The organism is Streptomyces sp. NPDC093097 (genome assembly GCF_044754325.1).
Taxonomy (GTDB): Bacteria; Actinomycetota; Actinomycetes; order Streptomycetales; family Streptomycetaceae; genus Streptomyces.
Window position 1 is genome coordinate 243355 of sequence record NZ_JBIVOW010000007.1, and the last position, 19102, is coordinate 262456.

Below are 19102 nucleotides of genomic sequence, written 5' to 3' on the forward strand. Positions count from 1 at the left end.
CCCTGCCCACGGGGCCTCCGCCACCCACCCCGGCGGCCGGTACGCCGCGCACCGGACCGGGGACGCATCCGGGCATGACCCTCCACCTCGGAACCTCCGGCTGGCAGTACCGCGACTGGCGCGGCGTCCTCTACCCGCCCGACGTGCCGCAGCGGCAGTGGCTGGCGGAGTACGCCCGGCACTTCGCCACCGTCGAGAGCAACGCCGCCTTCTACCGGCTGCCCGAGGCCCGGACCTTTGAAGACTGGCGGGAGCGGACGCCGGCCGGCTTCGTCATGGCGGTCAAGGCCAGCCGCTACCTCACCCACATCAAACGGCTCCGCGATCCGGAGGAACCGGTCCAGCGCCTGATGTCCCGCGCCACGCACCTCGGCCCCCGGCTCGGCCCCGTCCTGCTCCAACTGCCGCCCACCCTGCCCGCGGACGCCCGCCTGCTGGACACCTGCCTGGGCTGCTTCCCCGCCGGAACCCGGGTCGCCGTCGAACCCCGCCACGACTCCTGGTGGACCGACGGGATCCGTACCGTACTGGAGCGCCGCGGCGCCGCACTGTGCTGGGCCGACCGCGGCTCCCGGCCCGTGACGCCACTGTGGCGGACCGCCGACTGGGGATATCTGCGCTTCCACGAGGGCCGGGCCGAACCCTGGCCGCGCTACGGACGGCAGGCCCTGGACGCCTGGGTGCACCGGATCGCCGACGCCTGGCCCGACCGGGCCGACGTCTACGCGTACTTCAACAACGACCCCGGCGGCGCCGCCGTCCTGGACGCCGTCCGCTTCGCCCGCGCGGCGGCCGCCGCGGACCGCACGGTGACCCGCACCCCGTCCGGGCGGTAGCCCCGCGGGCGGGGACGACGAAGCGGCGGGCCGCCCCCAAGGCGACCCGCCGCTTCCCCTCCGGCACGGGCGTCAGCCGATCTTGAGCTCGCCCATCGCGCTCCAGCCGTCCTGGCCCTCGATCGTGGTGCTGACGATGTCGGGGGTGCGGCGCAGCAGCGGACGCATCGCCTCCAGACCGGCGCGGAAGTGGTCGGAGTTGACGTGCGCCTCGCCGGCGTCGTCCTGGAACGCCTCGACCAGCACGAAGGTGTTCGGGTCCGCCATGCTGCGCGACCACTCGAACCAGAGGTTGCCGGGCTCCTGCCGGGTGGCGTCGGTGAACGCGGCGACCTTCTCGGGCCACTCCTCGACGTGCTCGGGCTTCACGGGGAACTTCACAACGATAAAGATCATCCGGATACCTTAAATCATTTGCCATATCCCTCGCATTTCGCCACCCGCCGGCCGCTCAAATCGCCGCAGGTCACGGCGCGTTACCGGCCGGTAATTTGGCCGATCGTGCTCTCGCCCCGGGCGGCCGTGCGGTCCTACGCTCCCGATCACCGCACCGCACGGACGCCGTCGTGGCGCCGCGGACAGAACCCCTGGAGCAGCGATGGCGCGATCCCGCCGTACCGCAGGCAACCCCTTGAGTCGACGACGCCGTGCGGCAACGGGCTTGTGCGCAACGGCAGTTGCCGTTTCCCTGGCCCTCGCCGTGCCGATCGGTCCCGCGGCGGCGTCGCCGGCGTCGGTAGGCCGGCAACGGCCCGCGGCCACCGCCGCCCCGTCGTTCCGCCTGGCCGACATCCCGATGAAGGACGGTACCGTCCTCAAGGCCGATGTGTTCACCCCCGCCCCCGGCACCCCCGGCGCCGACCGGAACGGCCACTACCCCCTCGTCGTCCAGCCCGCCAGCTGGGGGCAGAACGACCTGGAGTACGTGGCCCAGGGCAGGAAGCTGGCCGCCGACGGCTACGTCGCGGTGACCTACACCGTGCGCGGCTTCTGGGGCTCCGGAGGACAGATCGACGTCGCCGGCCCCAAGGACACCGCCGACGTCTCCTCGGTGATCGACTGGTCCCTCGCCCACACCCCGGCCGACCGGCACCGGGTCGGCATGGTCGGCCTCTCCCTGGGCGGCGGCCTGACGCTCATGGGCGCCGCCTTCGACCCGCGGGTCAAGGCCGTCGCCTCGCTCAGCGGCTGGGCGGACCTGGCCGACGCGCTCTACAGCGGCCGGACCCGGCACCTCCAGGCCGCCGGCCTGCTCGCCGCCATCCAGATCCCGACCGGCCGCCGCAGCCCCGAGTTCGCCCGGACGCTGGCGGACCTCTTCGCCGACCGCGACCTGCCCCGCGTCGTCCAGTGGGCGCACACCCGCTCACCGGCCGCCTACGTGGACCGCATCAACGCCCACGGCACCGCCGTCTTCCTGGCCAACGCCTGGGGCGACAGCATCTTCAACCCCGGCCAGATCACCGCCTTCTACCAGCGGCTGACCGTCCCCAAGCGCCTCGAACTGCGCCCCGGCGACCACGCCACCCAAGAGGTGACCGGCCTGCTCGGACTGGACAACGCCACCTGGACCGACGCCCGGCACTGGCTCGACCGGCACCTCAAGGGCTCCGCCCCGGCCAACGGGGCGCGCGACGGGGTGGAACTCCAGGTCCGGCCGACCGGCGGCCACGAGGACCATCCCAGCTGGCAGGCCGTCAGCTCCCGCACCGCGCACCTGCCGCTGGGCCGCCCCGACCCGCACGGCACCGGCACGCTCGGCACCAACGCCCCCGCGACCGGCTGGTGGCGCCGGGTGGCCGGCGGCACCGACTCAGGGGCCGACGGCGGCATCGCCGAACTGTCCGGACTGCTCGACCAGGTCGTCGGCCTGCCGCCCACCGTCCTCGTCCCGCTGCTGCCGCCGCACGCCGCCGCGGTCTGGCAGACGGCACCGTACGCGACGGCCCAACACCTCCGCGGCGCCGCGCACCTGCACACCGCCGTCACCGCGTCCGCACCGCAGGGCACTGCCTTCGCCTACCTCTACGACGTGGACGCCCTCGGCGTCGGCAAACTGATCTCGCACGCCCCGCAGAGCTGGACCGGTACCCGGCCCGGCCGCCCCGTCCCGCTCGACGTCACCCTCTTCCCCACCGCCTACGACCTGCCCGCCGGCCACCGCCTCGCCCTGGTCCTGGACACCGCGGACCCGCTGTACGGAGGCCGCACACCGCGGGGGAGCAGCGTGGCGTTCGGCTCCCCGGCGGACGGCCCGGCCGAGCTGACGCTGCCGCTGCGGTGACCGCCGGGGCGCGGTCAGGGGCGGGCGGCGAGCAGCGGTGTGCCGTGGGCGGGGAAGCCCGGGGTGTGCCAGGACCCGCCGTCCTCGGTGACCGCCAGCGCCTCGTAACCGGGCCGGGACGCCAGCCAGCCGGCCGCCCGCGCCCCCATCGCGTAGGCGGCCGTGGCGTAGGCGTCGGTCATGGCCAACCACCGGCCGACGACGGTCAGGGCGGCCGGCCCGCGGGCCGGGGCGCGGGTGTGCGGATCGAGGATGTGCGCACCGCGCTCGGCGGTGCCGGAGGTGGCGATGGCGAGGTCATGACCGGTGACGACCGCGCACAGGGCGTCCGGGCGCAGCGGATCGGCGATGCCGATGCGCCAGGGGACACCGGGGGCCGCGCCGCCGATGAGCTGGAGGTCGCCACCCCCGTTGACGCAGATGTGCCGCGCGCCGGCGGCCCGGAGCCGTTCCGCGGCCCCTTCCACCGCCCACCCCTTGACCAGGCCCGACGGATCGAGGACACCGCCGGCGAGCGGGCTGAACCAGCCGTCCGTGGCGCACCGCACCGTCTCGCACAGGGCGAGGACCGCACGCACCTCCGCCGAGCACTCCTCGGGCTGCACCGCGCCGCGGGCGAGGCGGCTCACCGCGCTGTCCGGGCGGTAGGGGGAGAAGACCCGGTCGACGTGGTGCAGCCAGTCCACGGCCGCCTCCAGAGCAGCCGTCACGGCGGGTGTGACGGGACCGCGGACGTCGAAGGAGAACACCGTGCCCATGACGTGCTCGACGTGCCGCAGCCCGGCGCCCTCCCGCTCCGGCGCCCGCCCGGGCCGCACGCGCTCAGGCACTGGCCCGGTCCAACGCGCTCTGGAGCGAGCGGACATAGCCCGCACTCGTGTAACTGGCGCCGGAGACCGCATCGATCGCCGCACCGTGCACGCTCAGCGCCTCCTGCGTCAGACGGGGCAGGGCGTAGGCGGCGATCTCCCGGTCGCGCCCGTTGTCGGAGGGGGCGCTGAGGACCTTCACGGCGGTCAGCCGGCCGGCCTTGACGGTGGCCGCGACCTGCACCGTTCCGTAGCGCGTGGGGACCGCCGCACCGGTGTAGGTGCCGTCGGCGGGTCGGGCACCGGGGTGCCGGGCGCCGGTCGGGGACGGCGCCGGCGCGAGCGCCGCCGGCTCCGGCGGCTGGTGCGGTTTGAGCGACAGCAGCAGGACGACCAGCGCACTGGTGGACGCGGTGGTGAGGAGGGATCGGCGCAACGCGGTGGCTCCTTGCGGGGCGGATCGGAATCGGGAGACGGTGTCAGAAGTCGAAGGACTCGTGGTGGATGCGGCGCCGCGGGACGCCGGCCGCCCGCAGGGCGCGGCGCGCGGCCTCGGCCATGCCCGGCGGCCCGCAGACATAGACGTCGTGCGCGGCCAGGTCCGGAACCAGCCGGCCGAGCGCGCGGGCCGTCAACGGGCAGGAGAATCCGGCGGGTTGGCTGACGGCGTAGTGCACCACCGCGCCCCGGGCGGCGGCGATCGCGTCGAGCTCCCCGCGCAGCGCGAGGTCCTCGGGACGGCGGGCCCGGTAGAGCAGGGTCACCTCGCCCGGGAGGGTCTCGAAGAGCGCACGCAGCGGGGTGATGCCGACGCCGCCCGCCAGCAGCAGCACCTTCGGGGCGCTGCGCCGCGCCGCGGTGAACGCCCCGTAGGGACCCTCCGCCCAGACCCGGGTACCGGGCCGCAGCCGGGCCAGCGCCGCACTGTGGCCGCCGGCCGCCTTCACCGTGATGCGCAGCCGGTCGGGGAGCGGGGGCGCGGAGAGCGAGTAAGGGGCGGCCGTCCACCACAGCCCGGGCGCCAGGAAGCGCCAGCGGAAGAACTGCCCCGGCTCGGCCCCCAGGTCCGTCAGCCGCCGGCCGGTGAGGTGGACCGAGCACACCCCCGGCGCCTCCGGGCGGACCTCCGCCACCCGGAGGCGGTGGCGCAGCGCCCGGCGGAGGGGGAGCAGGAAGCGGAACCACACCACCAGCGCCGCCACCCCGCCGTACAGGGCGTACCAGGCCAGCTGGACGGCCCGGTCGCCCACGAAGTCCGCGCCGTTGGACAGCTGGTGCCCGAAGACCAGGAACAGCGCCGCGTAGGTGGCGCCGTGGAGGTAGTGCCAGGTCTCGTAGCTCAGCCGGCGGCGGGCGGCCCGCGCGGAGACCACACCCGTGCCGACCAGCAGCAGGAAGCCCGCGGTGGCCTTCAGCATGTCCGGATAGTGGAACACCAGGGTGGCGGTCTCCTGGACCACACCGCTGTGCACGGTGAGCGACGAGCCCCAGACGATCAGCAGGGTGTGGACCAGCGCCAGGCCGACGGTGTACCGCCCGCCCCACGCGTGCCAACGGGCCAGCCGGTCCGTCCCGACGGTGTGGTCCAGCAGCGGCACCCGCGCCATCAGCGCCACCAGCACCGCACAGCCGTACCCGGCCAGCAGCCCCGTGATCCGCCCGGCCCCGGTCAGCCAGCCCGCCACCCCGGTCACCGACGCGGTGTCGGCCCACCACAGGGCCAGGACACCGGCCGCGCCCGCCCAGACGGCGAGCTGCGCCAGCACCGGCACCACGACGGCCGGCCGACGCACGAACCGGCTGGTGGGCACATCGGTACGGGGAGGGGCGAGAACACTCATGGGGCTCCGTTCCAAGGGGCCGCCAGCGTGGCAGCGCAACCTCTGAGGAACCTCTGAGCGACCACCCGGCCCCCGGATTCACAGGAAACTCAGAGCCGGCCGGGCACCGGGCACCTCCCGGGACAAGGGATGCTGGAGGCACCATGACGAACCACCGCACCACCCCCGCCCGCCCGACCGGCGCGGACGGCTCACCGGTCCGGGTCCTGGTCATCGACGACGAGCCGGACCTCACCGACGTCCTCTCCGGCGCCCTGGCCGGCGAGGGCTGGCAGGTCAGGACCGCGCCCGACGGCGCCACCGCGCTCGCCGAGGCCCGGTCCTTCCGCCCGCACGCCGTCGTCCTGGACTGGATGCTGCCCGACACCGACGGCCTCCACCTCCTGGGCCTGCTGCGCCGGGAACTGGAGACGGTCTGTGTGCTCTTCCTCACCGCCCGGGACTCCGTCGAGGACCGGATCGCCGGCATCACCGCGGGCGGCGACGACTACGTCACCAAACCGTTCAGCCTGGAAGAGGTCCTCGCCCGGCTGCGCGGCCTGCTCCGCCGGGCCGGTATGGCCCGCGAGCCCGAGGGCGACCGGCTGGTCGTCGGGGACCTCGTCATGGACGAGGAGGCCCGGGAGGTGCTCCGCGGCGGCGACCTCGTCGAGCTGTCCCGCACCGAGTTCGAACTGCTGCGGTTCCTGATGCGCAATCCGCGCCGGGTGCTCTCCAAGGCCCAGATCCTCGACCGGGTCTGGTCCTACGACTTCGGCGGCCGCGCCCATGTCGTCGAGCTCTACATCAGCTATCTGCGCAAGAAGATCGACGCCGGCCGGCCGGCCATGATCCACACGGTGCGCGGGGTCGGCTACGTCCTCAAGCCCGAACCCGCATGAGGCCGCCGCTCCCGCGCAGCCTGCGCGGCCAGCTCACCACCGGGCTCGTCGCCCTCCTCGCGCTCGCCTGCGTGACGGTCGGCGTCACCACCGTCCTCGCCCTCCGGGGATTCCTCGTCGGACGCCTGGACCAGCAGCTGTCCGCCTCCGCCGGCCGGTTCGCCGCCAGCCTGGAACACGAGGCCAGGCCCGACGCCGACAACCGGCCCGACACCCGCGGCCAGGCCGACGGCACCTTCGGCGCCCGGCTGCTGTCCGCCGCCCCCGCCCGGGCCGCCGTCGTCCGCCAGGCCACCGACGCCCCGGTACCGCTCACCGCCCACGACCGCAGCGCACTGGCCGCACTGCCGGCCGACGGCACCGCACACACCGTCCACCTGTCCGCACTGGGCGGCTACCGGCTCAACGCGGTCTCCGGGGACGACGGCGACGTCCTGGTCACCGGGCTCCCCCTGCACCCCGTCGAGGAGACCGTGCACCGGCTGGAGGCGGTCGAGGCGGGCGTCTTCGGCGGGGCGCTGCTGGTCACCGGCGTCGTCGGGGCGCTGTGGGTGCGGCTGTCGCTGCGTCCGCTGCGGCGGGTCACCGCGGCCGCCGACGGCGTGGCCGAACTGCCGCTCGCCAGCGGCGAGGTGGCCATGCCGGCACCCGTGCCGGTGGCCGACCCGCGGACCGAGGTCGGCCGGGTCGGCACCGCCCTGAACCGCATGCTCGGCCACGTCGGCAACGCCCTGGAGCGCCGCCAGGCCAGCGAGGAGCGGCTGCGCCAGTTCGCCGCCGACGCCAGCCACGAACTGCGCACCCCGGTGGCCAACGTCCGCGGCCACGCCGAACTCGCCCTCCGCCACCGAGGACCGGTACCCGGCGAGGTCCGGCACGCACTGGAGCGGATCGACGCCGAGTCGGTACGGATGAGCCGCCTGGTCGACGATCTGCTGCTGCTCGCCAGGATCGACGCCGGCCGGGCCCTGGAACGCACCCCGGTCGACCTGACCCGCCTGGTCCTGGACGCGACCGACGACGCCCGGGCGGCCGGCCCGGGCCACCGCTGGCTGCTGGACCTGCCCGAAACCGCGGTGACGGTGACCGGCGACGAACACCGGCTGCACCAGGTCATCGGCAACCTCCTGGCCAACGCCCGCACCCACACCCCCGCCGGCACCGCCGTCACCGTACGGCTGCGGGCCGGCGCCCGGACCGTGCGCCTGACGGTCGCCGACGACGGGCCCGGGGTCCCCGACGCACTCCGGTCCGAGGTCTTCGGCCGGTTCGTCCGCGCCGACCACGGCCGCTCCCGCGCCGCCGGCGGCACCGGGCTGGGCCTGGCCATCGTGCACGCCGTGGTCACCGCGCACGGCGGCACGGCCGCGCTGTCCAGCCGCCCGGGGCGGACGGCGTTCACAGTCAGCCTGCCGACGAGCCGCCCGGCCGACGGACCGGAGGAGGCCGCGGCGGAGGCATACGGTCCGCCGGACCGGGACTTTCGACCCCGATGACGTGCCCTTCGGCCCACTGGCCCCCGACGGCGCGGACGCGCAGGCTCGAAAGCGCGGGGCGAGCCCGCCGACCGTCGTCCGCGTCTGGGGAACAGCCATGGAGCCGGAGATCATCACCGCCGGGCTCGACGGCTCGGCCGAGAGCCTGGCCGCGGCGCACTGGGCCGCCGACGAGGCGCACCGCCGGGGCGCCGTGCTGCGCCTGCTGCACGCCTGGATCCTGCTGGCCGCCCAGGCACCGGACACCGCCCCCGAACGCGACCAGAACATCTGCGCCCGCCAGGTCGTCCGCGACGCCTCGGACGCGGTCCGCGGCCGCCATCCGCACCTGCGGATCATCGAGGACCTGGTGGGGGACGAGCCGGAACCGGCGCTGCTGCGGGCCGCCGAGGAGTCCCGTCTGCTCGTCCTGGGAAGCCGCGCCCTGACCGTGTGGCAGAGCTTCGTCCTCGGCGACATCAGCCTGAGCGTGCTGGCGCGGGCCGCGAGCCCGGTCGTCCTCGTCCGGGCCGAGGGGCCCGAACCGCCGGATCATGCGCGACCGACGGCCGGGGGACCGCCGGCCCCTGCCGTGGCCGAGGCCGCCCGCCCGCGGATCGTGGCCGGGATCAGCCTCAGCGGCCCCGCCGAACGGCTCCTGGACTTCGCCTTCGACGCCGCGGCCGGCCGCGGGGTCCTGCTCCAGCTCGTCCACGGCCGCCCGTTCCCCGCGCACGTCTACACCCCGTGGGGCATCGACCCCGACGCGGCGACCGAGCTGACCACGGCGGCGGAGAACGAACTGCGCGAGGCCCTCGCCCCCTGGTGCGCGCGGTTCCCCGAGGTACCGGTGCAACGGACCGTGCTGCCGGACAGCCCGGCCCGCGCCGTCGTCGAGGCCGCCCGCGGAGCCGGGCTCCTGGTGGTCGGCCGCCGGCCGCACCGACGGCTCCCGGCCCCCCGGATCGGCCCGGTCGCCCACTCCGCCATCCACCACGTGACCTGCCCCGTCGCCGTCGTCCCGCACGGCTAGGAACACGGCTGGGAGGTCGCGCCCCGACGGCCCCGTGCGCCGTTCCGCGGCGCGACGCGGGATCATGAAGACAGGACTCCGGTCGAAACCGGCCGGAGCCGACCGAACAAGGCACATCCGGAGGTAGTGGCCCACCATGAGGCACCGCACAGTGGCCGACCTGATGACCCCCAACGCCGTCACCGTCCAGCACGGCACCCTGTTCCGGGAGATCGCGCGCCTCCTCGACGAGTACGACATCACCGCCGTGCCGGTCGTCGACGACGACGGACGACCGGTGGGGGTGGTGTCCGAAGCCGACCTGCTGCGCCGGCAGCTCTCCAAGGCCGGTGGCGCCACCGCCGGAGCGATCATGACCAGCCCCGCCGTCGTGGCACGGCCGGAGTGGAGCGTGGTCGAGGCGGCCCGGGAGATGGAGCAGCGCAAGGTCAAGCGGCTCCCCGTCGTCGACGACGCCGGCCGGCTCATCGGGGTGATCAGCCGCAGCGACCTCGTCCAGCTGTTCCTGCGCCGCGACCGGGCGATCCAGGAGGAGATCCTGGAAGAGGTGCTGACCCGCACGCTCGGCGTCGCACCCTCCGCGGTCACCGTCGACGTCGCCGACGGCACCGTGACGCTCATCGGCGCGCTGGAGCGCAGGAGCCTGGTCCCGATCGCGGTCCGGCTCTGCGAGAACGTGGACGGCGTCATCGAGGTGATCGACCGGCTCACCTACGAACGCGACGACACCGCCCGGGACGGCAGCGTGCCGGACGCCGCCGTCGCCCGGCCCGGCCAGCCGGCCCCCGAACCGGGGTGACCGGCACCCCGGAGCGGTGCCCCCGTACGGCCCACCGGGGCGGACAGTGACCGCACGCCGGAGGTGTACTTGACCCACAGCGACCCGTAGGGACAGCAAGGTCGGCCGCCGGTCGCCGCCGGCGGCCCGTGAACGAGGGGAGCGGGCCCGTGTCGCCATCGGATGCCACGGCCCTTCCGGCCCGGCCCGACCGGATCTTCGACCGCGCCGAAGAGTGGACGGACCTGACGACGTTCGTCTGCGACCCCCGCCCCGGGGCCACCCTCGCGTTGGTCTCGGGGCAGCGCCGGCAGGGCAAGACCGTGCTGCTGGAAGCGGTCGGCCAGGCCACCGGCGGCTTCTACTTCGACGGCCAGGCGGCGGCCGAGGCCGAATCCCTGCGCCGCCTGGCCGAACGGCTCGCCGAGCACACCGGAGCCGACCGGCCACCGCACTGGCACCACTGGGACGAGGCCGCGAACGCCCTGCTCGCACTGGGCGACGAGCACCCCGCCGCCGTGATCATCGACGACTTCCCCGAACTCGTCGGACACAGCCCCGCACTCTCCTCGGTCCTGCACGGCGCCTTCCTCCGCGTGCACCAGGAACGCCCCGGCAACCGCACCCGCCTGATCCTCAGCGGCGCCAGCCCCGCCGTCATCCGCCGGCTGTTCTCCGGCCCCTCGTCGCTGCACGGCCTGGCCTCCCTGGAAGTGGCGGTGCGGCCGTTCGGCTTCCGCAAGGCGGCCCGCTTCTGGGGCATCCGGGCACCCCGCCTCGCCGTGCAGGTGCACGCCGTCGTCGGCGGCACCCCCGCCTACCGCGGCGACCTGGTCTGCGACGACGCACCCGCCGGCCCCGACGACTTCGACGCCTGGGTGTGCCGGACCGTCCTCAACCCCCGGGTGCCGCTGTTCTGGGAGGCCCGCCACCTGCTGGAACAGGAGGGCACCTGCACCGACCGCGCCCTGTGCCACTCCGTACTGGTCGCCATCGCCGGCGGCCGCTCCACCCCCGGCGGGATCGCCGACCGCCTCGGGGCCTCCCTGCACGACGTCTCCCACGTCCTGGCCGCGATGCGGAACCACGGACTGCTGCACGGCGAACCCGACGCGTTCCGTCCGGGCCTGACCCGCTACCGCATCGCCGAACCGCTGCTGGCCTTCGAGCACGCCATCGCCTGGCCGCACCGCGCCGCCCTGGAACAGCAGAACACCACCGACGTCTGGCGCCGGGTCCGCCCGCTCTTCGACACCACGGTGGTCGCGCCGCACTTCGCCCAGCTCTGCCGGGACTGGGCCACCCGCTACGCCGCCTGGGACACCTTCGGCGGTGACGTGGAAACGGCCGTCCGCGGCACCGTCCCCGACCCGCAGGGGGACACCCGGCTCGACGCCGAAGTCGTCGTCCGGGGGACCGCCGACGGGCGACCGGGAGTGCTGCTGTCGGTCGGCCTGGCCCGCTGGAAGGAGGTCATGGACGCCCCGCACCTGGCGCTGCTGCGCCGCATCCTCGCCCTCGTCGCTGCGTCCGGCGAGGACATCGGCCAGACCGTCCCGGCCTGCTACAGCAGCGTCGGCTTCGGCCCGGAACTGCGCGCCGCCGAGGCCAAGGGCGAGGTGCTGCTGGTCGGCACCGACCGGCTCTACCACGGCGAATGAGGACCCCTGCCTGACGGCCCGTCAGTGGTCTGGCGGCCTCCCGAGTCGCGCCGGTGCACCGGGGGCGGCCAGCATGGAGACAGCAGAAGCGTTCCTTGCCGCCGTACGGGGAGGTGCCCCCTGATGAATCTGCCGATCCGCCACCGGTCCGGAAGCCCGTGGGAGCGTGGGATGGGCTGGCCCCAGCCGATGGCCGAGTTCCAGGAGCTGTTCGACCGGATGAACCACTTCCTGGAGTCCGCCGCCTTCACCTCGCCGCTGACCGAGACGATGGCCTTCGCCCCGCCCGCCGACCTGCACGAGACCGATGAGGCATATGTGGTCGAGTGCGAGCTGCCCGGCATCGCACGCGAGGACATCGACGTCGAGGTCGGCGAGCACGAGGTGAGCATCTCCGGTGAGCTCACGGCGTGCCGGCGGGCCGGCGCACTGCGCCGCCGCGGCCGCCCCACCGGCCAGTTCGAGTACCGGGCACTGCTGCCGGTGGACGTGAAGTCCGCGGAGGTGACCGCCTCGCTCGTGGACGGTGTCCTCACCGTGACGATCCCGAAGGCGCAGGCCGCCACGCCGCGCCACGTCGAGATCCAGGTCTGAACCGCCCCGGCGCGGCAGCCGATCGCCGCCGCCGGTCCCGGCGCCGCGGACCGCACCGCCACGCTCGGCCCGGCGGCCGGCCGCCCGCCCCTCGTGCGGTCCGCCGCCGCGTACGCACACACTGGAAAACGCGTACGCACACTGGAGAGGCAGGCGCCGCACGCGCCCCGAGCGACGTGCGCGGACAGTCACGGCAGTGCAGGGAAGGGTGAGTGGCGATGCAGGCACACAAGGGAGACGTACTGCGCATCACCGGACGCGCGGTGGGCAGTCCGGAGCACCGGGCCACGGTCGTCGAGGTGCTCGGCCCCAACGGCCAACCCCCGTACCGGGTGCGCTACGAGGACGGCCACGAGACGGAGATCTTCCCCGGCCCCGGCTGCGTCACCGAGAGCACCGCCGGGGCACACCCCGCGCGGGCCGACGCGCCCCGGCACACGGTGTAGTCCTCATGGGACGCAAAGCGCCAGCGCGCCGCCACCGCGGAGCGCCTGCCGGAAAAGGACAACCGGGCCGCACCGGGAACCCCGGCCACGGCGGGAAACCGGGCCGCGCGGGAAAGCCGGGCCGCACCGGCGCCACCGGGAATCCGGGCGCCGGGGGCGAGCCCCCGCGGGCCGACCAGGCCCCCGGCGGCCGGCTGCCACCGCGCCAGGAACCGAAGTCCAAGCGGCCGATCCACACGATCCGGGTGCCCGGCCTCTTCGGATGAACCGGCGGCCCGACCGCCGACCAGCGGCCCGCTCGCCGAAGTCGCCGGGCCGGACCGGGGCGCGCAGCATGGAACAAGAAACCAGGCACGCAGCACACACCACACACACCACACTCATCAGGCACATCGCACGCATCACTCAGCAGCACCCGAAATCCGTCGCCCCGTGGAGGTGACCGCGATGAACATGCCCGTGCGACACCGTCCCGGCAGCTTCCTCGAACAGATCCTGCCGCCGTTGGGCTGGGGCGAGCCGATCGCCTCCGAGTTCGACGACCTCTACCAGCGGATGGGCCGGCTGCTGGAGTCCGCCGCCGGCGCCCCCGCGCACGGCGGGCAGACCCAGTGGGCCCCGCTGGCGGACCTGCACGAGACCGACGACGCCTACGTCGTCGAGGCGGAACTGCCCGGTGTGCCACGCGACGCCATCGACGTCGCGATCGACAACCGGGAACTGTCCATCAGCGGGGAGTACAAGGAGTGCGGGAGCGAGGGCGTACTGCGCCGAACGACCCGCCGCACCGGCAGCTTCACCTACCGGTCGGCGCTGCCCGTCGACGTCAGGACCGACGAGGTCACGGCGAACCTGACCGACGGCGTGCTGACCGTGACCCTCCCCAAGGCGGAGGCCGCGACCCCTCGGCACATCGAGATCACGGACTGACGCGGCGAGCCGGCAGGCCCGTCGCCCCGATACCGCCCGACTCCCTTCGCTCGACGCCGTTCACCCGACGCCGTTCATCCGACACCCCGCTCCGGCTCCTCAACCGGCCGCGATCACCGGCCGGTTGAGGAGCCGGACGTCGTACGGGGGAGGGATCAGCGGGCGTTGTCCTGCGGGCCCGTGGGCGCCCACAGCTGCCCGGCGTCGCCGGCGACGAGTCGGTCCCGGTAGGTGTCGATCTTGCGGTTGATGAGCCTGAGGTTCTCCTGGGGTTCGGCGAGGCCGGTGAGCAGCTCGTCCCGATGCGACTCCAGCAGGTCCAGCCGCTCCTTCTCGTTGCCCTGGCCCGCCGCGACGAGTTCGGCATAGCGGCGGATGCCCTTGATGGGCATGCCGGTTGCCCGCAGCTTGGTGCAGACGACGATCCACTTCAGGTCGAGCTCGCGATAGCGGCGCCGCCCGCCGTACGTGCGGTCCACGGGGGTGACGACCAGACCGGCGCGCTCGTAGTACCGCAGGGTGTGCGCGCTCACTGCGGTACGGCGCGCCGCCTCGGCGATGCTCAACCCCGCCTCGGGCACGGGTCCGTACGGCTTTCCGTTGACTTCGACCACGCTCTAAAAACCAGCGTCCCGGACATGCCCGAGCACACACCTTTACTCAGCCCCCGTCGCCAACGCCTGGTGCTGGCGATCTGCTGCGCCAGCATGGTCGTCGTGGTGATGGACATCTCCCTCGTCAATGTCGCGCTGCCGGCGATCCGCCGCGGCCTGCACGCTTCGGAGTCCGGCCTCCAGCGGACGGTCGACGCCTACACCCTGGTGCTCGCCGGCTTCCTCGTGCTGGCCGGGTCCACCGCCGACCGGTTCGGCCGTCGGCGCGTCTTCCACATCGGCCTCGCCGCCTTCGGGTTCGGCTCGCTGCTGTGCGCCCTGGCGCCGAGCATCGGCTGGCTGATCGCGGCGCGTGCGCTGCAGGCCGTGGGCGGCACGATGCTCAACCCGGTGGCGCTGGCGATCGTCGCCACCGGGTCCCCCGACCCGGCCGGGCGCGCCAGGGCGATCGGGGTGTTCGGCTCGGATATCCGGCCTGGCGCTGGCGCTGGGGCCCATCGTGGGCGGCGCCCTGGTGGACGGCCTGGGCTGGCACGCCATCTTCTGGATCAACGTGCCGATTGTGGCCGTCGCGCTCGTGGGCACCGCCCTGTTCGTGCCCGAGTCCCGCGCGGCCCGGGCACGCCGCTTCAACCCGGTGGGGCAGATCCTGATGATCCTGGTGCTGGGCGGGGTCGTCTTCGCGATCATCGAGTCCCGGCAGGCGGGCTGGACCTCGCCGGTCATCCTGGGTCTGCTCGCCATGGCCGTGCTCGGCGTGCTGGGGCTCCTCGCCTACGAACCGCGCCGCGCCGACGCGCTGTTGGAGCTGCGCCTGTTCCGCAGCGTGCCGTTCGGATCGGCGCTGGTGATGGCGGCCTTCGCGCTGTGCGGGTTCGGTTCGTTCCTGTTCGTGACACCCCAGTACCTCCAGGACGTGCGCGGCCTCTCGGGGCTGGCGGCGGGGCTCTGCCTGCTCCCGGTCGGGGCGCTGGTCCTCGTGCTGTCCCCGTATCTCCGGAACGGTCGTGGGAGGGGCCGCGACCCGCGGCGGGGCGGAGTTCATCGACGCGGTGCGCGGCGTGTGGTGGATGGTGCTCGTGTTGGGCCTGGGCATCGTCGCCCTGGGGCTGCTCAGCACCGGGCGTCGGGCCGGGGTGACCGCCGTGCGCGCGGCGGCACTGTTCGAGGAGGTGGATCGCGGCGCGGACCTTCGCACCACCGCGCCGCACCCCGCCCGACCTGCCCGGTCCGTTCCGCCTCCGCAGTAACGGCACGCGCCGACGGTACGCGCCGCGTCCCGATTGACATGCAACCGAATGGCTGCCTATTTTATTTACGCAGCCATTCGGTTGCATATAGGGGTGGGACAGGAGAGCGGGCGATGGACGAGGTCTTCAAGGCGCTGGCCGACGCGGGGCGCCGCCGGCTGCTGGACAGCCTCAACGCCCGCAACGGACAGACCCTGCGGGAGCTGTGCGCGGAGCTGGACATGACGCGGCAGTCGGTCAGCAAGCACCTGGCCGTACTGGAGGCGGCGAACCTGATCACCACGCTCCGACGGGGGCGGGAGAAGCTGCACTACCTCAACGCCGAGCCGATCAACGCCCTCGCCGACCGCTGGATCAGCCACTACGACCGCGACCGGGCACGCGCCCTCGCCGACCTCAAAGACGCACTGGAGGCACCCCCCATGGACCGCAACGCGTTCGTCTACACCACCTACATCCGCACCACGCCGGAACGGCTCTGGCAGGCCCTCACCGACCCGTCCTTCACCAGCCGCTACTGGGGGGTGGAGTTCGCGACGGACTGGCGGACCGGATCGGCCATGACCTGGACCGAGCGCGGGGCCACCACCGCCCACCCCGAGCAGATCGTCCTGGAATCCACCCCGCACCGGCGGCTGTCGTACACCTGGCACACCTTCACCCCCGAGTGGGCCGAGAGCGCCGGCATCGCCGACGACGTACGGGCCGAGCTCGCGGCCGAACCGCGCTCCAAGGTGACGTTCGAGATCGAGCCGCTCGGCGACATGGTCAAGCTCACCGTCGTCCACGACGGCTTCGCCGCCGACTCCACCGCCCGCGGCATGGTCCAACACGGCTGGCCCGCCCTGCTGTCCAACCTCAAGACCCTGCTGGAGACGGGCGAACTCCTCCCGGAGCCGCAGCCGGCATCGGAGTCCGGGTCCTGATCCAGGCCGGCGCAGGGTTAAGCGGCGGCGCCCAACACCTCAGTGCGAGAGGGCCGTTGGAGGCGTCGGAGGTGCTGCTTGCGGGGCGGTCGGCTGAGGTGCGAGGTCAGCGAACGGCGGCAGAGACGCCTGATCGCTCAGGCCGGACCGCGGCGCCTCACACCGTGAGCGGCGCCCGCGCGCCACGCGACGCCTCCGTCGAGCCGCCGGCGCCGCGCCTGGCCCGGTGCCGGCGCCCGGCGCCCTCCGCATCGTCCCCGCCAGGCCGCATGACCTGGGCGCCGGCCAGCAGTTCCACGATCAGCTCGTCCAGGTCCAGGCGCCGCTCCACCGCGTGCAGACCGGGCAGCGTGGCCCGGGTGCTGACCTGGGGCGGGGCGAGCAGCCGGCAGCAGTCCTCGTCCGGCAGGACGGAGACCTCCGCGGTGCCGATGGCGCGGGCCTCGTCGATGATCTCCTGCTTCTCCCAGCCGACCAGCGGCCGGACGACGGGGAGTGCGGTGGCCTCGTCCACGGCCGCGAGGTTCGCCAGCGTCTGGCTGGCCACCTGCCCCAGACTGTCCCCGGTCACCAGCGCCTGCGCCCGGATCCGGCCGGCCAGCGCCGAGGCGGCCCGCACCATCAGCCGCCGCTGGGCGACCACCTGGAGCCGCCCCGCCCCGGCCACCGCCAACTGCCGCTGCGCCCGGCCCAGGGCGATGACGTACAGGCGGCCCGGCGGCTGGTAGCGGTTGAGCTCCCGAGCCAGCGCGTACGCCTTGTACGCCGAGGACGCGTCGGTGTACGGCGCGCCCGTGAAATGGACGAAATCGCAGGCCAGGCCGCGACGCATGGCGCGATAGGCGGCCACCGGAGAGTCGTAGCCGCCCGACAGCAGCACCAGGGCCCGCCCACTGGCCCCGACCGGCAGCCCGCCCTGGCCCGGATACCGCACCCAGGACAGATAGGTCTCCTTGTGGTCGACCTCGACGGCCAGTCGGACATCGGGGTGGGAGAGGTCCACCGGCAGGCCGTCCAGGGCCTCCTGGATCCGCGCCCCCACATGGGCCTCCAGCTGTGACGACGTCATCGGGAACGCCTTGTCCCGGCGTTTGACCCGCACCGCGAAGCTCGCCACGGGCCGTTTCGCGACCACCGCGGACAGCGCCCGCACCGCCGCCGCGGTGATGGTGTCCACGGAGCTGGGCACCCGGATCGCCGGCTCGACGGAGTTGAAGCCGATCACCCGGCGGGCCCGTTCGACCAGGGCCTCCTGCGGCACCTGACCGCCCAGCACCGTGACGTTCTGCGCGATCTTGATCCAGGTCGACCCGCCGACGCCGCGCAGCGCCAGCCGGAGGTTGTCGTGCAGCCGCTCGGTGAACAGGGGGCGGTTGCGCCCCTTGAGGAAGATCTCCCCGTGCTTGAGCAGGACGCAGAAGGGGTCCGGGCCGCGCGTCCCGGTGGTGGGGAGGGAGGGTGCGCCGGACACAACTCTCCTTCGTGTCGCGTCGTGCGGCCCGGGACTGCGGACACCGGGCCCCGTCCGGCGCCCCGCCCGCGGGACGGGCGGACCGCCGCACCTCCAGAGTAGACACGCCACCGGGCCTCTCCCCGGGACCACGGGGTTTCCGCGGGCGGCGCACGCCATGCGGCCCCGCCCGGGCCACGGGCGAGCGCCGTACCGCCCCACGCCGGGCGGCCCGCCTGCGGGGCGGGTGCGCGACGCCGACTCAGCCCGCCGACTCAGCTCACCGGCGCGGGCCGCAGCCGACCGGCGAGCGCGCGGGCGGCGAGCTCGAAGCGGAGCGCGCACTCGTGCCGGCTTCGGCCCTGCCCGGTCGGGTCGACGGCCGGCTCGAACACCCGCTGGAGCAGGACCACCACGTCGTCGTGCACATCGGCGAAGTGGGCGAGGTTGCGCCGCCATTCGCGGTGCCGGCTCGCGACGGCCGGCTCCTGGTACAGGTGGTAGACGGCCGCCTCGGTGGCGTACCGCAGCCGCAGGCCGCGGCGGGTGAGCCGGTAGCCCAGCTCGGCGTCCTCCAGCCCCCAGCCGACGAACGCCTCGTCGAAACCGCCGGCCGCCACCAGATGGCTGCGCCGGACCGAGGCGTTGCACGCCCACACGTAGTGCCAGCCGGTCACCAGCCCGGCGAGCTCGCAGCCGAACGCCTCCAGCACCGGCTCCCGTTCGTCGCCGCGCACCACCGGCGGCAGCGCCTCGAAACTGAACTCGTACCGCAGCCGCTCCCGGTCGACCGGACCGTCCCCCAGCTGGAACCTCCGGCCGACGACCAGCAGGTCGTCGTCCTCGGCATGGGCCCGGACGTGCTCGGCGAGGAACGTCGGCGCCACCACCTGGTCCGCGTCGAGCAGCACGACGAGATCGCCGGAGGCGCGCGCCAGCCCGAGGTTGCGGGCCCGGGCCCGGCCGGACGCGGGGGAGCGCGGCTCGTAGACGTAGCGGACGTCGAGGCCGGCCGGCAGCGCGGCCACCATCCGGTCCGTGCCGTCGGCCGAGCCGTCGTCCACCACGATCACCTCGGCCGAGTGCTGCGCGTCGAGTGACTGGCGGGCCAGGGACAACAGACATAACTCCAGCGCGTCCCGGGCGCGGTAGGCGGGGACGATGACGCTGATTCTCATGCGATGGTGATCCTCATGCTCCGATGGGCCTTGATCCTCGACGGGCGGCAGCCTGAGGGCTGTCCCGTCATCCCTGGTGGGACAGCCCTCAGTGAAGGACATGCGTGACCACTGCT

At 74.2% G+C, this 19102-nt stretch carries 19 protein-coding genes and 2 pseudogenes; 14 read left to right on the forward strand and 7 right to left on the reverse strand.

What is annotated here, in order from left to right; translation table 11 throughout:
• Positions 1–74 precede the first annotated feature (74 nt).
• Complete coding sequence (locus tag ACIQE0_RS15160) at positions 75–836, forward strand: DUF72 domain-containing protein (protein ID WP_402332016.1); 762 nt, start codon at positions 75–77, stop codon at positions 834–836.
• Positions 837–908: 72 nt separating this feature from the next.
• On the opposite strand, the gene ACIQE0_RS15165 is transcribed toward ACIQE0_RS15160, so the two are convergent.
• Positions 909–1232, reverse strand: a complete 324-nt coding sequence (locus tag ACIQE0_RS15165; protein ID WP_366328837.1) for a putative quinol monooxygenase — start codon at positions 1230–1232, stop codon at positions 909–911.
• 202 nt (positions 1233–1434) lie between these two features.
• On the opposite strand from ACIQE0_RS15165, the gene ACIQE0_RS15170 reads away from it, so the two are divergent.
• A complete protein-coding gene (locus ACIQE0_RS15170; RefSeq protein WP_402332019.1) occupies positions 1435–3120 on the forward strand; it encodes a CocE/NonD family hydrolase in 1686 nt (561 codons plus the stop codon).
• Positions 3121–3134: 14 nt separating this feature from the next.
• Here the strand turns inward: ACIQE0_RS15170 and ACIQE0_RS15175 are convergent, their stop codons facing one another.
• The 3 genes from ACIQE0_RS15175 to ACIQE0_RS15185 all read right to left on the reverse strand — a co-directional run bounded on the left by ACIQE0_RS15175 (position 3135) and on the right by ACIQE0_RS15185 (position 5770).
• Complete coding sequence (locus ACIQE0_RS15175) at positions 3135–3878, reverse strand: FAD:protein FMN transferase (RefSeq protein ID WP_402332280.1); 744 nt, start codon at positions 3876–3878, stop codon at positions 3135–3137.
• 64 nt (positions 3879–3942) lie between these two features.
• On the reverse strand, positions 3943–4365 hold the full coding sequence (locus ACIQE0_RS15180) for an FMN-binding protein (protein ID WP_402332022.1): 423 nt from the start codon (positions 4363–4365) through the stop codon (positions 3943–3945).
• A gap of 43 nt (positions 4366–4408) precedes the next feature.
• Positions 4409–5770 carry a ferric reductase-like transmembrane domain-containing protein gene (locus tag ACIQE0_RS15185; protein ID WP_402332025.1) on the reverse strand — a complete coding sequence of 454 codons (1362 nt, stop codon included), beginning with the start codon at positions 5768–5770 and terminating at the stop codon, positions 4409–4411.
• Between the two features lie 143 nt (positions 5771–5913).
• Between ACIQE0_RS15185 and ACIQE0_RS15190 the strand changes: the two genes are divergently transcribed.
• The 8 genes from ACIQE0_RS15190 to ACIQE0_RS15225 all read left to right on the forward strand — a co-directional run bounded on the left by ACIQE0_RS15190 (position 5914) and on the right by ACIQE0_RS15225 (position 13568).
• Entirely contained in the window at positions 5914–6651 is a 738-nt protein-coding gene (locus ACIQE0_RS15190; protein ID WP_366328829.1) for a response regulator transcription factor, read from the forward strand.
• Entirely contained in the window at positions 6648–8147 is a 1500-nt protein-coding gene (locus tag ACIQE0_RS15195) for a sensor histidine kinase (RefSeq protein ID WP_402332028.1), read from the forward strand. The genes ACIQE0_RS15190 and ACIQE0_RS15195 overlap by 4 nt, the downstream gene beginning before the upstream one ends.
• A 97-nt stretch (positions 8148–8244) precedes the next feature.
• The gene (locus ACIQE0_RS15200; protein WP_402332283.1) at positions 8245–9159 is read left to right on the forward strand and encodes a universal stress protein; all 915 of its coding nucleotides are present in this window, start codon (positions 8245–8247) and stop codon (positions 9157–9159) included.
• A 136-nt stretch (positions 9160–9295) separates the two neighbouring features.
• Positions 9296–9958: a CBS domain-containing protein gene (locus ACIQE0_RS15205; RefSeq protein ID WP_366328823.1), complete on the forward strand. Its 663-nt coding sequence runs from the start codon at positions 9296–9298 to the stop codon at positions 9956–9958.
• Positions 9959–10107: 149 nt separating this feature from the next.
• A complete protein-coding gene (locus tag ACIQE0_RS15210; RefSeq protein WP_402332031.1) occupies positions 10108–11598 on the forward strand; it encodes an ATP-binding protein in 1491 nt (496 codons plus the stop codon).
• Between the two features lie 171 nt (positions 11599–11769).
• Positions 11770–12192, forward strand: coding sequence for an Hsp20/alpha crystallin family protein (locus tag ACIQE0_RS15215; RefSeq protein ID WP_402332034.1), 423 nt, complete (start codon positions 11770–11772; stop codon positions 12190–12192).
• 218 nt (positions 12193–12410) lie between these two features.
• Positions 12411–12638, forward strand: coding sequence for a DUF1918 domain-containing protein (locus tag ACIQE0_RS15220; RefSeq protein ID WP_402332037.1), 228 nt, complete (start codon positions 12411–12413; stop codon positions 12636–12638).
• 447 nt (positions 12639–13085) lie between these two features.
• Positions 13086–13568, forward strand: a complete 483-nt coding sequence (locus tag ACIQE0_RS15225) for an Hsp20/alpha crystallin family protein (protein WP_366328815.1) — start codon at positions 13086–13088, stop codon at positions 13566–13568.
• Between the two features lie 155 nt (positions 13569–13723).
• Here ACIQE0_RS15225 and ACIQE0_RS15230 read toward each other — a convergent pair whose 3' ends face one another.
• Entirely contained in the window at positions 13724–14182 is a 459-nt protein-coding gene (locus ACIQE0_RS15230; protein WP_402332040.1) for a MerR family transcriptional regulator, read from the reverse strand.
• Between the two features lie 108 nt (positions 14183–14290).
• Here ACIQE0_RS15230 and ACIQE0_RS15235 point away from each other — a divergent pair.
• The 4 genes and pseudogenes from ACIQE0_RS15235 to ACIQE0_RS15250 all read left to right on the forward strand — a co-directional run.
• Positions 14291–14587, forward strand: a pseudogene (locus tag ACIQE0_RS15235) (MFS transporter); the annotation flags it as partial.
• Positions 14588–14696: 109 nt separating this feature from the next.
• A pseudogene (locus ACIQE0_RS15240) lies at positions 14697–15116 on the forward strand (MFS transporter); the annotation flags it as partial.
• A gap of 73 nt (positions 15117–15189) precedes the next feature.
• On the forward strand, positions 15190–15432 hold the full coding sequence (locus ACIQE0_RS15245; protein WP_402332300.1) for a hypothetical protein: 243 nt from the start codon (positions 15190–15192) through the stop codon (positions 15430–15432).
• A 113-nt stretch (positions 15433–15545) separates the two neighbouring features.
• The gene (locus ACIQE0_RS15250) at positions 15546–16358 is read left to right on the forward strand and encodes an ArsR/SmtB family transcription factor (RefSeq protein ID WP_402332286.1); all 813 of its coding nucleotides are present in this window, start codon (positions 15546–15548) and stop codon (positions 16356–16358) included.
• A gap of 157 nt (positions 16359–16515) precedes the next feature.
• On the opposite strand, the gene thiI is transcribed toward ACIQE0_RS15250, so the two are convergent.
• Together thiI and ACIQE0_RS15260 are read right to left on the reverse strand one after the other, a co-directional pair.
• Positions 16516–17829, reverse strand: coding sequence for a tRNA uracil 4-sulfurtransferase ThiI (gene thiI / locus ACIQE0_RS15255; protein ID WP_402332043.1), 1314 nt, complete (start codon positions 17827–17829; stop codon positions 16516–16518).
• A gap of 254 nt (positions 17830–18083) precedes the next feature.
• Positions 18084–18986, reverse strand: a complete 903-nt coding sequence (locus ACIQE0_RS15260) for a glycosyltransferase (RefSeq protein WP_366328805.1) — start codon at positions 18984–18986, stop codon at positions 18084–18086.
• Positions 18987–19102: the final 116 nt, after the last annotated feature.